At 70.3% G+C, this 16,429-nt stretch carries 16 protein-coding genes; 7 read left to right on the top strand and 9 right to left on the bottom strand.

What is annotated here, in order from left to right; translation table 11 throughout:
* Window positions 1-108 precede the first annotated feature (108 nt).
* From FFT10_RS01475 to FFT10_RS01465, 3 genes are all read left to right on the top strand, one after another.
* Window positions 109-912, top strand: coding sequence for an ABC transporter substrate-binding protein (locus tag FFT10_RS01475; RefSeq protein WP_137730990.1), 804 nt, complete (start codon window positions 109-111; stop codon window positions 910-912).
* A 66-nt stretch (window positions 913-978) separates the two neighbouring features.
* The gene (gene acuI / locus FFT10_RS01470; protein ID WP_137730989.1) at window positions 979-1,974 is read left to right on the top strand and encodes an acrylyl-CoA reductase (NADPH); all 996 of its coding nucleotides are present in this window, start codon (window positions 979-981) and stop codon (window positions 1,972-1,974) included.
* Window positions 1,975-2,089: 115 nt separating this feature from the next.
* Window positions 2,090-4,009, top strand: coding sequence for a methyl-accepting chemotaxis protein (locus FFT10_RS01465; protein ID WP_162520670.1), 1,920 nt, complete (start codon window positions 2,090-2,092; stop codon window positions 4,007-4,009).
* 19 nt (window positions 4,010-4,028) lie between these two features.
* Here the strand turns inward: FFT10_RS01465 and FFT10_RS01460 are convergent, their stop codons facing one another.
* From FFT10_RS01460 to FFT10_RS01450, 3 genes are read right to left on the bottom strand one after another with little or no spacing between them, the layout of a single operon-like run.
* Window positions 4,029-5,183: an acyl-CoA dehydrogenase family protein gene (locus FFT10_RS01460; protein ID WP_137730987.1), complete on the bottom strand. Its 1,155-nt coding sequence runs from the start codon at window positions 5,181-5,183 to the stop codon at window positions 4,029-4,031.
* 10 nt (window positions 5,184-5,193) lie between these two features.
* Window positions 5,194-6,399 (bottom strand): thiolase family protein, encoded by a 1,206-nt coding sequence (locus tag FFT10_RS01455; protein ID WP_137730986.1) that lies wholly within the window; start codon window positions 6,397-6,399, stop codon window positions 5,194-5,196.
* Window positions 6,396-6,779: a Zn-ribbon domain-containing OB-fold protein gene (locus FFT10_RS01450; RefSeq protein ID WP_137730985.1), complete on the bottom strand. Its 384-nt coding sequence runs from the start codon at window positions 6,777-6,779 to the stop codon at window positions 6,396-6,398. Before FFT10_RS01450 ends, FFT10_RS01455 begins: the two co-directional genes overlap by 4 nt.
* A 206-nt stretch (window positions 6,780-6,985) precedes the next feature.
* Between FFT10_RS01450 and FFT10_RS01445 the strand changes: the two genes are divergently transcribed.
* Window positions 6,986-7,951, top strand: coding sequence for a Bug family tripartite tricarboxylate transporter substrate binding protein (locus tag FFT10_RS01445; protein ID WP_137730984.1), 966 nt, complete (start codon window positions 6,986-6,988; stop codon window positions 7,949-7,951).
* Window positions 7,952-8,042: 91 nt separating this feature from the next.
* Complete coding sequence (locus tag FFT10_RS01440; RefSeq protein ID WP_137730983.1) at window positions 8,043-9,011, top strand: exopolyphosphatase; 969 nt, start codon at window positions 8,043-8,045, stop codon at window positions 9,009-9,011.
* 147 nt (window positions 9,012-9,158) lie between these two features.
* Here the strand turns inward: FFT10_RS01440 and FFT10_RS01435 are convergent, their stop codons facing one another.
* The 6 genes from FFT10_RS01435 to FFT10_RS01410 are packed head-to-tail and all read right to left on the bottom strand — an operon-like array spanning window position 9,159 to window position 13,807.
* A complete protein-coding gene (locus FFT10_RS01435; RefSeq protein ID WP_137731464.1) occupies window positions 9,159-10,064 on the bottom strand; it encodes an SDR family oxidoreductase in 906 nt (301 codons plus the stop codon).
* A 50-nt stretch (window positions 10,065-10,114) separates the two neighbouring features.
* Entirely contained in the window at window positions 10,115-11,281 is a 1,167-nt protein-coding gene (locus FFT10_RS01430) for an acyl-CoA dehydrogenase family protein (RefSeq protein ID WP_137730982.1), read from the bottom strand.
* 23 nt (window positions 11,282-11,304) lie between these two features.
* Window positions 11,305-11,718, bottom strand: a complete 414-nt coding sequence (locus tag FFT10_RS01425) for a MaoC family dehydratase (RefSeq protein ID WP_137730981.1) — start codon at window positions 11,716-11,718, stop codon at window positions 11,305-11,307.
* Window positions 11,711-12,154: a MaoC family dehydratase N-terminal domain-containing protein gene (locus FFT10_RS01420; RefSeq protein ID WP_137730980.1), complete on the bottom strand. Its 444-nt coding sequence runs from the start codon at window positions 12,152-12,154 to the stop codon at window positions 11,711-11,713. Before FFT10_RS01420 ends, FFT10_RS01425 begins: the two co-directional genes overlap by 8 nt.
* The gene (locus FFT10_RS01415) at window positions 12,151-13,341 is read right to left on the bottom strand and encodes a lipid-transfer protein (RefSeq protein ID WP_137730979.1); all 1,191 of its coding nucleotides are present in this window, start codon (window positions 13,339-13,341) and stop codon (window positions 12,151-12,153) included. The genes FFT10_RS01420 and FFT10_RS01415 overlap by 4 nt, the downstream gene beginning before the upstream one ends.
* A gap of 31 nt (window positions 13,342-13,372) precedes the next feature.
* Window positions 13,373-13,807, bottom strand: a complete 435-nt coding sequence (locus FFT10_RS01410) for a PaaI family thioesterase (protein WP_137730978.1) — start codon at window positions 13,805-13,807, stop codon at window positions 13,373-13,375.
* A gap of 206 nt (window positions 13,808-14,013) precedes the next feature.
* Here FFT10_RS01410 and FFT10_RS01405 point away from each other — a divergent pair, with 206 nt between their 5' ends.
* Together FFT10_RS01405 and FFT10_RS01400 are read left to right on the top strand one after the other, a co-directional pair.
* On the top strand, window positions 14,014-15,672 hold the full coding sequence (locus FFT10_RS01405; protein ID WP_137730977.1) for a Vgb family protein: 1,659 nt from the start codon (window positions 14,014-14,016) through the stop codon (window positions 15,670-15,672).
* Entirely contained in the window at window positions 15,672-16,424 is a 753-nt protein-coding gene (locus FFT10_RS01400) for a glucose 1-dehydrogenase (RefSeq protein ID WP_137730976.1), read from the top strand. The genes FFT10_RS01405 and FFT10_RS01400 overlap by 1 nt, the downstream gene beginning before the upstream one ends.
* Window positions 16,425-16,429 lie beyond the last annotated feature (5 nt).

The following is a 16,429-nucleotide window of genomic DNA, read 5'->3' as shown; positions in this document are numbered from 1 at the left end:
CGGACTGCAAGTCACGATGCAGACGTTTGTATCACGCAGCAGATGCGTCCATACGCCGAGGAAACACCGCTTTCCTGCCGCTCGTCAAGCCGCCGGACAATCGCTGCCATGCCCCACACCCTGCCCGAACGCATCGTCTGCCTGACCGAGGAACCCACCGAGGTGCTCTATGCCCTGGGCCAGCAGGCGCGCATCGCCGGCATCTCGGGCTACACCGTGCGCCCGCCGCAGGCGCGGCATGAGAAGCCCCGCGTCAGCGCCTTCACCAGCGCCAAGATCGACAAGATCCTGGCACTGCAGCCCGACCTGGCCATCGGTTTCTCCGACATGCAGGCCGACATCGCTGCGGCGCTGATCAAGGCCGGGGTGGAGGTGTGGATCAGCAACCACCGCAGCATCGACGGCATCCTGGGCTATGTGCGCCGGCTGGGCGCCCTGGTGGGCAGCACGGCCGACGCCGAGCGCTATGCCGACGGCCTGCAGGCCCGGGTGGACGCGGTGCGCGCGGCCGCTGCCCGCCTGCCGCGCCGGCCGAGGGTGTACTTCGAGGAATGGGATGTGCCGGCGATCAGTGCCATCCGCTGGGTCAGCGAGCTGGTGGGCGTGGCCGGAGGCGACGACATCTTTCCGCAGCGGGCGGTGGCCTCGCTGGGGCGCGACCGCATCGTGGCCGACGGCGCCGAGGTGGTGGCCGCCGCGCCCGACATCATCATCGGCAGCTGGTGCGGCAAGAAGTTCCGGCCCGAGCAGGTGGCGGCGCGGCCGGGCTGGGCAGGCATCCCGGCGGTGCGCGACGGCGAACTGCACGAGGTGAAGTCGCCGCTGATCCTGCAGCCCGGCCCGGCGGCGCTGACCGACGGCCTGGACCGGCTGCACGCCATCATCGCCGGATGGGCGCTGCGCCACGGGTGACAGCCCCGGCCGGCAGCGCCTGCGATCATCCTGCCCGACCCCCTTCCACCCCCCCGAGGAGACACGATGTTCAAGGCCATCCTGCTGCAGCAGACCGACGACAAGAAGACCCGCGCCGCACTGGTCGACCAGGACGACAGCGCCCTGCCCGACGCGGCCACCCATGCGGTGACGGTGGACGTGGCCTGGAGCACGCTGAACTTCAAGGACGCGCTGGCCATCACCGGCAAGGGCGCGGTGGTGCGCAACTGGCCGCTGGTGCCCGGCATCGACCTGGCCGGCACGGTGGCCGAGAGCCGCGATCCCGCCTGGCAGAAGGGCGACCCCGTCGTGGTCACCGGCTGGGGCATGGGCGAGAACTTCTGGGGCGGCCTCACCCAGCGCCAGCGGGTGCAGGCCGGCTGGCTGCTGAAGATCCCGGCGCCGTTCACGCCGCGCAGCGCGATGGTCATCGCCACCGCCGGCTTCACCGCCGCGTTGTGCGTGATGGCGCTGCAGAAGCACGGCCTGAAGCCGGGCGACGGCGAGGTGCTGGTGACCGGCGCCGCCGGCGGCGTGGGATCAATCGCCGTGGCCCTGCTGGGCAAGCTGGGCTACACCGTGGTGGCCTCCACCGGCCGGCCGCAGGAGGCCGACTACCTGACCCGCCTGGGCGCCGCCCGCATCGTCGACCGCCAGGCCTACACCGCGCCGGGCAAGCCGCTGCAGAAGGAGACCTGGGCCGGCGTCGTCGACACCGTGGGCAGCCACACCCTGGCCAATGCCTGCGCCGCCACCCGCTTCAACGGCGCCGTGGCCGCCTGCGGCCTGGCCCAGGGCGGCGATTTCCCCACCACGGTGATGCCGTTCATCCTGCGCGGCGTCACGCTGTACGGCATCAACAGCGTGTTCGTGCCCAACGACCAACGTGCGCAGGCCTGGGCACTGATGGCCGCGCACCTGGATGCCGGCCTGCTCGACAGCCTGACCACCGAGATCGGCCTGACCGAGGTGATCGACTACGCGCCGCGGCTGCTGGCCGGCACGGTGCGCGGCCGCACCGTGGTCAACACCGCACGCTGAGGCGCACCGCCTGACGCGTTGGCGGTGTTCTTGCTGCACCGCATCATGGTCTCCCCACTTCAGGCCTGTGGCCTGGCGGCCGATCGGCATGGCTTCGTCCATTCCAGGCAGTGCCATGTCCTTCGTCCGAGATTTGCCGTTGCGTCTGAAGTTCGCCCTGCTGGCCGCGCTGATGGTGCTGCTGTGCACGCCGCCGACGGTGCTGCTGACCGTGGAGGCCTTCGACGACATCCGCACCACCCAGGCCGAGCGTGCCGGCGTGCAGCCGGTCGGCACGCTGCTGAAGCTGGTGCGGCAGACGCAGGTGCACCGCGGCGCCAGCACCGGCTGGCTGGGTGGCAATGACGGCCTGAAAGCCCGCCGCGAGGCCCAGGCCACCGAACTGGACGCCACCCTGGCGACCATGCAGGCCGACACCGCGATCTACCCCGGCGGCCGGCTGGCCGAGCGCCGCAGCGCGGTGCAGCAGGCCTGGGCCGCGCTGCGTGACGATGTGTCGGCGCGCCGCATCGACGGTCCGACCGCCTTTGCCCGCCACACCGCGCTGATCGCCACCCAGCTGCAGCTGCTGGGCGACGTGGCCGACCGCTCGGGCCTGGTGCTCGACCCGGAAGCCGGCACCTACTACCTGCTGGTGGCGGTGGTTGACACCCTGCCGAAGATGAGCGAACTGCTGGGCCAGACCCGGGCGCTGGGCTCGCTCTACCTGACCCGCCAGGCCATCACCCCGGCCGAGCGCGAGCGCCTGGTGATGACGCTGGCCCAGCTGGCCCAGCGCCGCACCGAGCTGGAGCGCTACTTTAGCAACGCCGCCCAGGCCGATCCGCAATTGGCGGCCACCATCGCCGCGCCGCGCCGCGCGGCCGAGGAGGCCGTGGTCGCCGCCGCCGCGCTGGTGCAGCGCCAGCTGGTCGATGCGCCCGCGCCGGCAGGCGAAGCCGTGGTCTATTTCAATGCGCTGACCGGGTACATCGACGCGCTGTTCAAGCTGACCGATGCCAGCTTCGCCAACCTCGACGTCCACCTGGCGGATCGGCTGCAGGCGCAGCAGCGCCAGCTGGCGGCGGTGGCTGTCGCCCTGCTGGTGATCGGCGCGCTGTCGGCGGCCTTCATCCTCACGCTGGTGCGCGGCATCCTGGGCACGCTGGCCGGCGCCCAGGCGGCGGCCGAGGCGCTGGCCCGCGGCGATCTCACCCACCCCGTGGCCACCGGTGCACAGGACGAACTCGGCCGCATGGCGGGCACGCTGGCGGGCGCCATGGACCGGCTGGCGGGCCTGGTGCGGGAGATCAAGACCACCGGCGAGTCGGTGGGCACGGCGTCGGCGCAGATCGCCGCCGGCAATGCCGACCTGAGCGCGCGCACCGAGCAGACGTCGGCCAACCTGCAGCATGCCGCCTCGGCGATGGAGCAGCTGCATGCCACGGTGCGGCACAACGCCGAATCGGCGCACCAGGCCGCCGCGCTGGCCGGCCAGTCGCAGCAGGTGGCGGCCGAGGGCGGCGCGCTGGTGGGCCGGGTGGTGGAGACCATGCAGGCGATCAGCCAGCGCTCGGACAAGATCGTCGACATCATCGGCGTGATCGACGGCATCGCGTTCCAGACCAACATCCTGGCCCTGAATGCGGCGGTGGAAGCCGCCCGTGCCGGCGAGCAAGGCCGCGGCTTTGCGGTGGTGGCCAGCGAGGTGCGGGCCCTGGCCCAGCGCAGCGCTGCCGCGGCGCGCGAGATCAAGACGCTGATCCAGGGCAGCGTGGAGACGGTGCAGGCCGGCACCGCGCTGGTGGGCCAGGCCCAGCAGACGATGCAGGCCATCGTGCAGCAGGTGCAGCAGGTCAGCACCCTGGTCGGCGAGATCGGCACCGCCACGGCGCAACAGACGGCGGGCATCGCCCAGGTCAGCGGCACCGTCGGCCAGCTGGACCAGGCCACGCAGCAGAACTCGGCCCTGGTGGAGGAAAGCGCCGCGGCTGCGGACAGCCTGCGCCAGCAGGCCACCAGCCTGGTGGCGGTGGTCGGGCAGTTCCGGGTGTGAGCGGTGCAGCGCGGCCGCGTCAGCCGCGCTGCTGCTTCATCAGGTTGCGGCCGATCACCAGCTGCATGATCTGGCTCGTGCCTTCGTACAGCCGGAAGATGCGCACGTCCCGGTAGAAGCGCTCGATGCCGTACTCGGCCATGTAGCCGGCGCCGCCGAAGATCTGCACCGCGCGGTCGGCGACCCGGCCGCACATCTCGCTGGCAAACAGCTTGCAGCAGGCGGCTTCGGTGCTGACCGGGCGGCCGTCGTCGCGGCGGCGGGCGGCGTCCATCACCATGCATTCGGCGGCGTAGATCTCGGTTTCGCTGTCGGCCAGCATGGCCTGCACCAGCTGGAAGTCGCCGATCGCCTGGCCGAACTGCTGGCGCTCGGCCGCGTAGGCCAGCGCGTCGGCCAGCATGCGGCGGGCCACGCCCACGCAGACCGCGGCGATGTGGATGCGGCCCTTGTCCAGCACGCGCATCGCCATCTTGAAGCCCTGCCCTTCCCGGCCGCCGATCAGGTTGGCCGCCGGCACCCGCACGTTGTCGAAGATCACGTCGCAGGTGTGGGCACCGCGCTGGCCCATCTTCTTGTCGGGCTTGCCGAGGCTGATGCCCGGCGTCTTGGCGTCCAGGATGAAGGCCGACACGCCACCGGCACCCTTGTCGCCCGGGTTGGTGCGCGCCATCAGCGTGAACACGCCGGCCTGCGGCGCGTTGGTGATGTAGCGCTTGCTGCCGTTGACGACGTAGTGGTCGCCGTCCTTGATCGCCGTGGTGCGCAGCGAGGCCGCGTCCGACCCGCTGCCCGGCTCGGTCAGCGCGAAGCTGGCGATGAGCTCGCCGGTGGCCAGTTGGGGCAGCCACTGGGCCTTCTGTTCGGGCGTGCCGTCGAACACGATGCCCTGCGAGCCGATGCCCACCGTGGTGCCGATCACCGAGCGGAACGACGGCGAGGTGCGGCCCAGGGCCATCATCACCCGCACCTCCTCTTCCATCGTCAGGCCCAGGCCGCCGAATTCCTCGGGGATGGTCAGGCCGAACAGGCCCATCTCCCGCATGTCCTGCACCACGTCGGGCGGAATCTGGTCGGTCTCCGACACCTCGGCTTCCAGCGGCCGCAGCCGCTCGGTCACGAAGCGCTCGACCGTGGCCACCAGGGCCTGAATGGTTTCCTCGTCGCGGATCATGGGGCGGCCCTCACAGCGCGCTGGCCGCGCCGAGGATGGCGGTGGCCTGGCTGCTGAGCGTGCCGCCGTTGCCATGGGCCAGGGCCACATGCACGCCGGGCACCTGGCGCTCGCCGCCCTCGCCGCGCAGCTGCTGCACCGCCTCGATCAGCGCGAAGATGCCGTACATGCCCGGGTGCGTGCAGGACAGCCCGCCGCCGTTGGTGTTGACCGGCAGGCTGCCGCCGGGGCCGATGGCGCCGCTCTCCACGAAGGCGCCGGCCTCGCCCTTGGCGACGAAGCCCAGGTCCTCCAGGAACAGCAGGGTGTTGATGGTGAAGGCGTCGTACAGCTCGGCCACCTGCACATCCTTGGGTGTGAGACCGGCCATCGCGAAGGCGCCGGCGCCGCTCTGGCTGGCGGCGGTCACCGTCAGGTCGGGCATGCTGCTGATCTGGCGGTTCCAGCAGGCGGTGGCGGTGCCCAGCACATAGGCGGGCGCCTTGGGGCCGGCCTTGGCGGCATCGGCCCGCTGCAGCACGAAGGCGCCGGCGCCATCGGTCACCAGGCAGCAGTCGCGCACCGTCAGCGGGCTGGCCACCATGCGGGCCTTCAGCACATCGTCCACCGTCAGCGGGCCGCGCTCGAAGGCATCGGGGTTCTTCTGCGCCCAGGCGCGGGCCGACACCGCCACCTGCGCCAGCTGGCGCCGCGTGGTGCCGTACCTGGCCATGTGGGCCGCCGTGGCCAGCGCATAGGCCGACACCGGGAACACCGGGTCGTAGGGCATCTCGTAGGGCTGCGGGTCCATCTGCCGGCGGGCGGCGGCCACGGCGGCGCGGTTCATCGTGCCGCTGCGCTGGGTGCTGCCATAGCAGACCAGCACGTTGTCGCACTGGCCGGCCTGCAGCGCCAGCATCGCCGGCATCAGGTGGGCGATGAAGCTGCTGCCGCCGAGCATGGTGCCGTCGACGAAGCGCGGGTTGATGCCCAGGTACTCGATCACCGGCATCGGCCACATGGTGCTCAGCACGCTGGCGGTGCACAGGCCGTCGATGTCCTGCATCGTCAGGCCGGCGTCGGCCACCGCGCGCTTGGCGGCCTCGGCCAGCAGCTCCATGTCGGTGTAGCCGGGGGTTTCGCCATTGCCGAACAGGCCGATGCCGCTGATGGCGGTGGCGCCGCGCAGGGCCTTGAGCTGCGGCGTCATTGGCATGGGGCGGGGAAACGTGCTCATGCCGCCACCTCCGGATCGAACACCACCAGGCCCTTGCCATCGGTCAGCTGCACCCGGGCGCGCACCCGCAGGCCGATCTGCACGGCGTCGGGCGCCAGGCCCTCCACCCGGCTGAGCAGGCGCACGCCTTCGTCCAGGTCAACCAGGCAGACGTGGTAGTTGCCGCCCTGGTCGGGCTTGCGGCCGATGGTGGTGACGGCGGCCACCGTGCCGGTGCCGGCCGGCGGCACCAGAGCTGGCTCGTCGGCGCCGCAGTGCGGGCAGACGGCGCGGGGGAAATACACGTGCTTGCCGCAGGCAGCGCAGTGCTGGATCAGGAAACGGCCCTGGTCCAGCGCCTGCTGGTGCCGGGCCTGGATGCCTTGCTGGGGTTGGGTCATGTCGGGGCGCGCAAGCGCGGAACGGGGGAATGACCGCAGTCTGCCCAAGCTGCCGCCCCAGCGCCATTCGGTTTTGCCGAAGGGGCCCCACACCCGGGCGCGAAGCGCGCGGGGCCTTGGTGCAAACCCCGGCCTTGGGTTTTGCGAATTGCCGCCAGGGCCGAGCGGCGCCAAGCTGTGGGCCTGTCCCACTGCCGAGCTTCACCATGCCCCGTGTTTGCCGCCGCACCCTCCTGGCCAGCCTGGCCCTGGCCGCCATCGCCCCGCTCGCCCAGGCCCAGGCCCCGGCCGCCAACGTGCGCCTGCTGGTGGGCTATGCCGCCGGCGGACCGGTGGATGCGATGGCGCGCATCTTCGCGCCGGCGCTGGCCAGGGAGCTGGGCGCCAGCGTGATCGTCGAGAACAAGCCTGGTGCCAGCGGCGCGCTGGCCGGCGAGATGACCAGCACCGCGGCGGCCGACGGCACCACCTTCTGGTTCGCCGCCAGCCCCACCGTCACCATCGTGCCGAACATCCAGAAGAAGCTGAAGTTCGACGCAATGCGCGACCTGACGCCGGTGGCGCCGCTGTTGACCTATGCCAACGTGCTGGTGGTGCCGCAGGCCAGCCCGCTGAAGACGGTGGCCGACCTGCTGGCCCAGGCCAAGGCCAGCCCGGGCAAGGTGTTCTACGGCTCGGCCGGGGTGGGCGCGTCCAACCACCTCAGTGGCGAGCTGCTGGCCCACCAGGCCGGCGTGCAGCTGACCCATGTGCCCTACAAGGGCAACGCCCCGGCGATGAACGACGTGATCGGCGGCCAGCTGCAGATGATGTTCGACATCGTCGGCGGTGCGCAGAAGTTCATCACCGGTGGCCAGGTGCGGGCGCTGGCGGTGACCTCGGCCGCGCGCAACCCGATGCTGCCCGAGGTGCCGACGATGCGCGAGGCCGGTCTGCCCGGCTACGAGGTGGTGGGCTGGATGGCGCTGTACGGCCCGCCGAAGCTGCCCGCCGCGGCCACCGAGCGCATGGCCGACGCCACCCGCAAGGTGCTGGCCACGGCCGACTTCCAGCAAAGGCTGGCGGCGCTGGGCTACACGCCCTGGCCCGGTCCGGCGGCCGAGCTGGTGGCCCAGGCCACCAAGGAGCGGGCGATGTGGGGCACGGTGACCAAGGGCATCGAAATCGACTGAGCCGGCTCAAGCCGGGCGCCGGGCGGCCGATAGGAAAGGCGAGAACGCGCGTCACGCGCGTCGCCCGCCCTGCAGACACGGAGCCCCGCTGATGACCGACACCAAGACGACCTACCGCCTCCTCACCCGCAGCGACATGGACGGCCTGGTGTGCGCCGTTCTGCTGAAGGAACTGGGCATCCTCGGCGAGATCGTCTTCCACCACCCGAAGGATGTGCAGGACGGCAAGGTGCCGGTCACCGAGCGCGACATCCTGACCAACCTGCCCTACGTGCCCGGCTGCGGCATGTGCTTCGACCACCATGCCAGCGAGGCGCTGCGCAACGGCGGCAAGGACACGCCCGGCTACATCCTCGAGCCCGATGCCAAGTCGGCCGCCCGTGTGGTCTACAACCACTTCGGCGGCAAGGCACGCTTCGGCGACCGCATCAGCGACGACATGATGGACGCGGTGGACAAGGCCGACTCCGCCGGTTTCAGCAAGGACGATGTGCTGCATCCCAAGGGCTGGGAGCTGCTGTCCTTCCTGATGGATGCCCGCACCGGCCTGGGCCGCTTCCGCGAGTTCCGGGTGTCGAACTACCAGCTGATGATGATGCTGATCGACTGCTGCCGGGCGATGAGCATCGACGAGATCCTGGCCATGCCGGACGTGAAGGAGCGGGTGAGCCTGTTCTTCACCCAGCATGCGCTGTTCCGCACCCAGATCAGCCGCATTGCCAAGGTGCACGAGAAACTGGTGGTGCTGGACCTGCGCAACGAGGAGACCATCTATGCCGGCAACCGCTTCGTGGTCTACGCGATGTTCCCGCAGTGCGATCTGTCGATGCACGTGATGTGGGGCCGAGAGAAGCAGAACACGGTCTACACCGTGGGCAAGTCGATCTTCGACCGCGGCAACCCGATGGATGTGGGCGCGCTGATGCTGGAGCATGGCGGTGGCGGCCACCATGCCGCGGGCACCTGCCAGGGTCCGAACGAGACGGCCGATGCGATGAAGCAGGAACTGATCGAGACGTTGGTGGCGAAATCGCGGCGCTCACATGGGCTGGCTGCCTGAGGCTGTCGGCTGCGGGCTCGAAGCGGAACTTGCCGGTTCGCCATCATCAGCGCGAGGGCGAACGCCTCGGTCGTGCCTGAGCGCAGGGCCTCCCGGCCCGGCGCGATCGCTCAAACACAGCGACCGCTTCGAGCCCGAACCGGAACCTCAGATCGGATCCCAGGTGAACACGTCGCCTGAGCGGTCCAAGCCGTAGAAGCCGCTCTTGAGCGCCGGCATGGCGTGCGAGGCCACGGTCTCGGCGGTCCAGCCTTCGCTGCGGTGCACGCTGCGCTCGGGGCGCGGCTGGCTCATCAGGAAGATCTCGTTGTTGCGCACGGCGAAGATCTGGCCGTTGACGTCCTTGGCTGCATCGCTGGCCAGGTAGACGGCGATCGGCGCGATCTTGGCCGGGGTCATCTGCTGGATCTTGGCCACCCGGGCCTGCTGCTCCGGCGTGTCGGTCGGGATGCTGCCGATCATGCGGCTCCAGGCGAACGGCGCGATGCAGTTGCTGCGCACGTTGAACTTCATCATGTCCAGCGCGATGCTCTTGCTCAGCGCCGCGATGCCCAGCTTGGCCGCCGCATAGTTGGCCTGGCCGAAGTTGCCGATCAGGCCCGAGGTGCTGGTCATGTGCACATAGGCGCCGCTGCCCTGCTCCTTGAAGTGGTTGGCGGCCGCCCGGCTGACGTAGTAGGCGCCGTACAGGTGCACCTTGATCACCGCGTCCCACTCGTCCAGGCTCATCTTGTGGAAGAAGCGGTCGCGCAGGATGCCGGCGTTGTTCACCACGCCATCAATTCGGCCGTACGTGTCCATCGCGGTCTGGATGATGCGGCCGGCCGCGGCCACCTCGCTCACGCTGTCGGTGTTGGCCACCGCCTGGCCGCCGGCGGCCACGATCTCGGCCACCACCTTCTGCGCCGGGCCGGCGTCGCCGCCCTCGCCCGACACGCTGGCGCCGATGTCGTTGACCACCACCCGGGCGCCTTGCGCGGCGCATTGCAGGGCGATGTCACGGCCGATGCCGCCGCCGGCGCCGGTGACGACGACGACCTTTCCTTCGAGCATGGTTCCTTGGGGCATGGTTGTTCTCCTCAGTTGCGAATGGGGTTGCAGGGTCAGCGCTTGGCGCTGTCCATCTGGCGGGCGATCAGTTCCTTCATCACCTCGTTGCTGCCGCCGTAGATTCTGCCCACGCGGGTGTCGGCATACAGCCGGGCGATCGGGTAGTCGTTCATGTAGCCGTAGCCGCCGTGCAGCTGCACGCATTCGTCGACCACCTGGCCGACCATCTCGCTGACCCACCACTTGCTCATCGACGCGGTGGCCACGTCCAGCGTGTCGTCCAGGCTGCGCTGGATGCAGTCGTTGATGAAGCTGCGGGCAATCGTCAGCTTGGTCTGGCATTCGGCCAGCTTGAAACGGGTGTTCTGCATCGCCATCAGCGGCTTGCCGAAGACCTGGCGCTGCTGCACATAGGCCAGCGTCTCGTCGATGGCGCGCTGCATCGTGGCCACGCCGCCGATGCCGATGATCAGCCGTTCACGCGGCAGCTGCTCCATCAGCTGCACGAAGCCGCGGCCCTCCTCGGTGCCCAGCAGGTTGCTCACCGGCACCCGCATGTCGTCGAAGAACAGCTCGGCGGTGTCGATGGTGTGCTGGCCCACCTTGTCCAGCAGCTTGCCGCGGCGGAAGCCTTCCAGACCGTCCACCTCGGCCATGATCAGGCTGATGCCCTTGCCGCCCTGCTCGGCCCCGGTGCGGGCCACGATGCAGATCAGGTTGGCGTGGTAGCCGTTGGTGATGAAGGTCTTGGCGCCGTTGATGACGTAGAAGTCACCGTCCTTCTTCGCGCTGGTGCGGATGGCCTGCAGGTCGGTGCCGGCGCCGGGCTCGGTCATGGCGATGGCGGCCACCATCTCGCCGCTGGCCATCTTCGGCAGCCACTTCTTCTTCTGCCACTCGGTGGCGTAACGCAGGATGTAGTGGGCCACGATGGCCGAGTGCACGCTGTTGCTGAAGCCGCCGGCCATCTTGTAGGCATGGCTCTGGGTCAGCACCACCTCGTGGCGGAAGTCGCCGCCGCCGCCGCCGTACGCCTCCGGGATGCTGGCGCACAGCAGGCCGGCGGCGCCGGCCTTGGTCCACAGGTCGCGGTCGGCGCGGCGCTGTTCGCGCCAGCGGGCGTCGTTGGGCAGGCATTCGCGGTCGAAGAACTTGTTGCCGGTGTCGGCCAGCATCTCCAGGTCGCTGTCCATCCAGGCGGGGGTGGGATTGGTGATCATGGTCGTGTCCTTCTTGGAAGTGTTCAGGCGATGGCGATCACGGCATCGCCGGTCAGCTTGACGTGGCCGTGCTGGTTGGTGGTCTGCAGGGCCAGGCGGGCGCGGCGCTCGCCGTTGACCTCGAACAGTTCGGTCACCGTGCCGCTGCAGGTGATGGCCTCGCCCACCTGGGTGATGGCGACGAAGCGCACACCGTATTCGCGGATGCGGCGCTGCGGCACCCAGTTGGTCAGCAGCCTGCCCAGGTAGCCCATGCTCAGCATGCCGTGGGCAAACACGTCGGGCGAGCCACCGGCCTTCGCGTAGTCGGTGTCCACATGCATCGGGTTGTGGTCGCCCGAGGCACCGCAGTACAGCGCCAGCGTCAGCCGGGTCACAGGCGGGGTGGTGAAGGCGGGCAGCGCGTCACCGGCTTTCAGTTGCGACAGTTCAACCATGTCTCACCACCGTGATGCCGTGCAAGTCGGCGATGTGTTGACCATGCTGGTTGGTGACGCGGGTCTCGCGCACCACGAACTCCAGCAGCCCGCCCTTCTTGGCATAGATGTCGGCGATGCGCTGCGCAAAGGTCAGCGTGTCGCCGGCAAAGGCCATGGCGTGGTAGCTGAAGCGCTGCTCGCCGTGCAGCACCTTGGGCACCGGCAGGTCCAGCAGGTCACGGATGGCGCCGGGGTTGGGCGCGTCCATCTCCAGGCAGAACAGGAAGGTGGGCGGCACCGGCAGCGCCGGGTGGCCGGCGGCCCTGGCGGCGGCATCGTCGGTGTAGACCGGGTCGGTCTGGCCGATGGCCTTGGCGAAGAACTTCAGCCGGTCCTTCTCCACGTCCACGCTGAACGGCGGGAAGGTGTGGCCGATGTGGCGGGTGTCGATCATGCGCCCACCTTCTCGTAGAGGGTGACGACGCAGGCGCCGCCCAGGCCCAGGTTGTGCTGCAGCGCCAGCCGGGCACCTTCCACCTGGCGCTGCTGGGCCTGGCCACGCAGCTGCCAGGTCAGTTCGGCGCACTGGGCCAGGCCGGTGGCGCCCAGCGGGTGGCCCTTGCTGAGCAGCCCGCCCGACGGGTTGGTGACCACCCGGCCGCCGTAGGTGTTGTCGCCATCCAGGATGAATTGCTCGGCCGTGCCCTCGGGCGTCAGGCCCAGGCTCTCGTAGGTGATCAGCTCGTTGGCGGTGAAGCAGTCGTGCAGTTCCACCACGTCCACATCCTCGGGGCCGATGCCGGCCTCGGCATACACCTTGGCCGATGCCGCGCGCGCCATGTCGGCGCCCACCAGCTTGCGCACATCGTTGCTGCCGAAGGTGGACGGGCCGTCGGTGGTCATCGCCTGGGCGGCGATGCGCACCCGGCCATCCAGCCCATGCCGGCGGGCGAAGTCGGCGCTGCACACCACCGCGGCGGCGGCGCCGCAGGTGGGCGGGCAGCACTGCAGGCGGGTCAGCGGGTCGAACACGCTGGGCGAGGCCAGCACCTCGTCCAGCGTCACCGTCTGGCGGAACACCGCCAGCGGGTTGCGCGCCGCATGCTGGCGCGCCTTCACCGAGATGCGGGCGAAGGTGCTGGGCGCGATGCCGTGCTCGGCGATGTAGTCGCGCGCCGCGCCACCGAAGAACTGCGCCGCCCGCGGCACCGCGGGGTCGAAGCCCTGGTGGGCCTCCAGCGTGTCGATGAAGCGGCCCAGCGGCGACGGCCGATCGGCCCACACGCCCTTCAGCGGCCCGGGCACCATCTGCTCGAAGCCCAGCGCCAGCACGCAGTCGACCATGCCCGAGGCCACCGCCTGCCGCGCCAGCCACAAGGCAGTGCTGCCGGTGGCGCAGTTGTTGTTGACATTGACCACCGGGATGCCCGACAGCCCGACGCCGTAGATCGCCGCCTGGCCAGCCGTGCTGTCGCCGAACACATAGCCCACGTAGGCCTGCTGCACCAGCGCGTAGTCGATGCGGGCATCGTCCAGCGCCAGCTTGGCGGCGCGGCTGCCCATCACGTCATAGGCCTCGCTGGCCCCGGGTTTGGTGAACGGGATCATGCCCACGCCCACCACATGCACGGCCTGTGTCATCGCGGTCTCCTGTCGGGTTGCGGTTGGTCCATCACTCACCGGCCTTGGACGGGCCCGGCGTGCGGTAGCGGAAGGTGCCCATGGCCTTGGCCGTCACCGTGCCTTCGGCATCGGTGATCTCGGCCTCGCAGAAGCACACGCTCTTGCCGCCGCCGGTGGCGCGGCCGGTGGCGGTCAGGTCGCCCACCGCCGGCTTCATGAAGGCGATGTGCATGTCGATGGTGACCACCTCGCGCAGGTAGTCGACGCGGCTGAGCGCGGCATTGGCCATGGCGCTGTCGAGCAGGCTCATCACCACGCCGCCGTGGCCGCCGCCGTGGTTGTTCAGCAGGTCGGGCCGCAGCGCCAGCTGCACCACGGCCACGCCGTCGGCCTCATGCGTGATGCGGGCGCCGATCATCACCAGGAACGGGATCACCCGTGCACGGCCGTCGTACGGGGCGGGGGTGGGTTCGGGCAGCGGCATCGGGGCGGTGGATCAGCGCGAGAGGGTGCAGCATCGGCGCGTGCCGGCGCCTGGCCAATGGCCAAGCCGCACTTTGTCATTGGCCAAACCGATCAGCCAGGGTTTGCCCGGATGCCGGGCCCGCAGGTCAAGGCGGCGACACCAGCCGCCCGGCGGGCCGCCTAGAGTGACCGGTCCCAACACCAACAAGCCTGAAGGAGACCGCCATGCCGCTGCCCACCTCCCCTGCGCCGCGCCGCCTGCTCACCACCCTGGCCGCCGCCACCGCCCTGCTGCTGTCGGCCTGTGCCGGCATGGGCCCCGGCAAGCCGGCCAGTTGGGCTGCGCCGCAGCCATTGGTGGCGCCGTCCAGCTTCACCGGCGTGCATGGCCTGGCGGTCGACAAGCAGGGCCGGCTGCTGGCCGGCAGCGTGGTGGGCAATGCGATCTGGGAGGTCGACCGCAACACCGGCGCGGCCAAGATCCTGGTCGGCGGGCCCGATGGCCAGGCCGACGACATCGCCATCGCCCCGAACGGCGCCATGGCCTGGACCAACTACTTGCAGGGATCGGTGCGCATCCGCGACAACGACCAGCAGCCAGCGCGGGTCATCGCCTCGGGTCTGCCGGGCCTCAATTCGCTGAACTTCGACCCGCGCAACGGCAAGCTCTACGCCACCCAGGTGTTCCTGGGCGATGCGCTGTGGGAGCTGGACCCGAGCGGCGCCCAGCCGCCACGCCTGATCGCCAAGGACCTGGGTGGCCTGAACGGCTTCGAAGTCGGCCCCGACGGCATGATCTACGGCCCGCTGTGGTTCAAGCGCAGCGTGGTGCGGGTCGATCCCAAGGACGGCGCGGTCAGCGTGATCAGCGCCAGCTTCGAGACGCCGGCCGCGGCCAACCTGGACGGCAAGGGCAATGTCTGGGTGATCGACACCGCCACCGGCGAGCTGTCCAAGGTGGCGCTGGACAGCGGCGCCCGCCAGACCGTGGCCAGGTTGTCGAGTGCCCTGGACAACCTGGCCATCGCGCCCGACGGCACGGTCTACGTGTCGAACATGGCCGACAACGGCATCCAGGCCGTCAACCCGGCCACCGGCGCGGTGCGCCAGCTCACCCGCGGCGCGCTGGCGGTGCCCGGTGGCATCAAGGTGGACGGCAACAGCCTGTGGGTGGCCGACATCTTCACCTTGCGCAAGGTCGACCTGGGCAGCGGCGCGGTGACCGATGTCAAGCGCATGCACGCCGTCGACGGCGACATGGAATACCCGTTCGCCGTGGGGCTGGGCAGCAAGACCATGGCCTTGTCGTCGTGGTTCACCGGCACGGTGCAGCTGATCGACCGCGCCAGCGGCAAGACCATGGCCATGCTGCATGGCTTCAAGGCGCCGTACGACGCCATCCCGATGGACGACGGCAGCCTGCTGGTGGCCGAGATCGCCACCGGCAGCATCACCCGCGCCAGCGGCGCCAACTTCGTCGACCGCACGCCGCTGGCCAGCGGCCTGGGCGGCCCGGTGCAGATGGTGCTGGGGCCCGATGGCCAGCTGTATGTGACCGAGGCAGCCGGCAGCATCCAGCGCATCGATCCCAAGACCGGCGCCAAGACCCAGGTGGCCACCGGCCTGGCCCTGCCCGAGGGCCTGGCCTTCACCCCCTGGGGCACGCTGGTGGTCGCTGAAGCCGCCGCCGGCCGGCTGACCGAGCTGGACCTGGCCGCCAACCAGCGCCGCACCATCGCCGAGAACCTGCCCATCGGCCTGAGCGCCGGCCCCGGCCTGCCGCCGCCCTACGTGCCCACCGGCGTGGCCGTGGGGGCGGATGGCAGCATCTACCTGAGCGCCGACCGCAACAATGGCCTCTACCGCATCAAGCCGGTGCGCTGATGGCCGGCCCGGTGGTGATCGTCACCGGCGCGGCCGGTGGCATTGGCGGTGCGGCGGTGCTGGCCTTTGCGCAGGCCGGCGCGCGGGTGGTGGCAGCCGATCTGGACGGCGCAGGCGCTGAAGCCGCGGCGGCAGCCGCCCGGGCTGCCGGTGCCCAGGCGGTGGGCGTGCAGGTCGACGTGACCGACAGCGCCAGCGTGCAGGCCATGGTGGCCGCGGCGGTGGCCCAGTTCGGTCGGCTGGATGCGGCGTTCAACAACGCCGGCGTCGAGCTGGAAGGCGTGGCCACGGCCGATGCCGATGAGGACCTGTTCGACCGCACCATCGCCGTCAACCTGCGCGGCGTGTTCCTGTGCATGAAGCACCAGATCCGCCAGATGCTGGCCCAGGGCGATGGCGGCGCCATCGTCAACACCGCCTCGGTGGCCGGCCTGGTGGGTGCGGCCACAATGCCGGCCTACACCGCCAGCAAGCACGGCGTGGTGGGCCTGACCAAGGCCGCGGCGCTGGAATATGCCAAGCGCAACATCCGCGTCAACGCCGTCTGCCCGGGCGTGGTGCGCACGGCGATGACCGAACGCGCCGTGGCGCAGCGGCCCGAGCGCGCCGCCTTCATCGACAACCTGCATCCAATGGGCCGCATCGCCGAACCGGCCGAGATCGCCGCCACCGCGGTCTGGCTGTGCTCGCCGGCAGCCAGTTTCGTCACCGGCCAGGCGCTGGCGGTGGACGGCGGCATGGTGGCGCGCTGATGGCG

Origin of the sequence: Pseudaquabacterium pictum (genome assembly GCF_005403045.1) — a bacterium.
GTDB lineage: Bacteria > Pseudomonadota > Gammaproteobacteria > Burkholderiales > Burkholderiaceae_C > Pseudaquabacterium > Pseudaquabacterium pictum.
The sequence above is the reverse complement of the archived record's forward strand: the minus strand, read 5'-3'. Positions and strand labels throughout refer to the sequence as shown.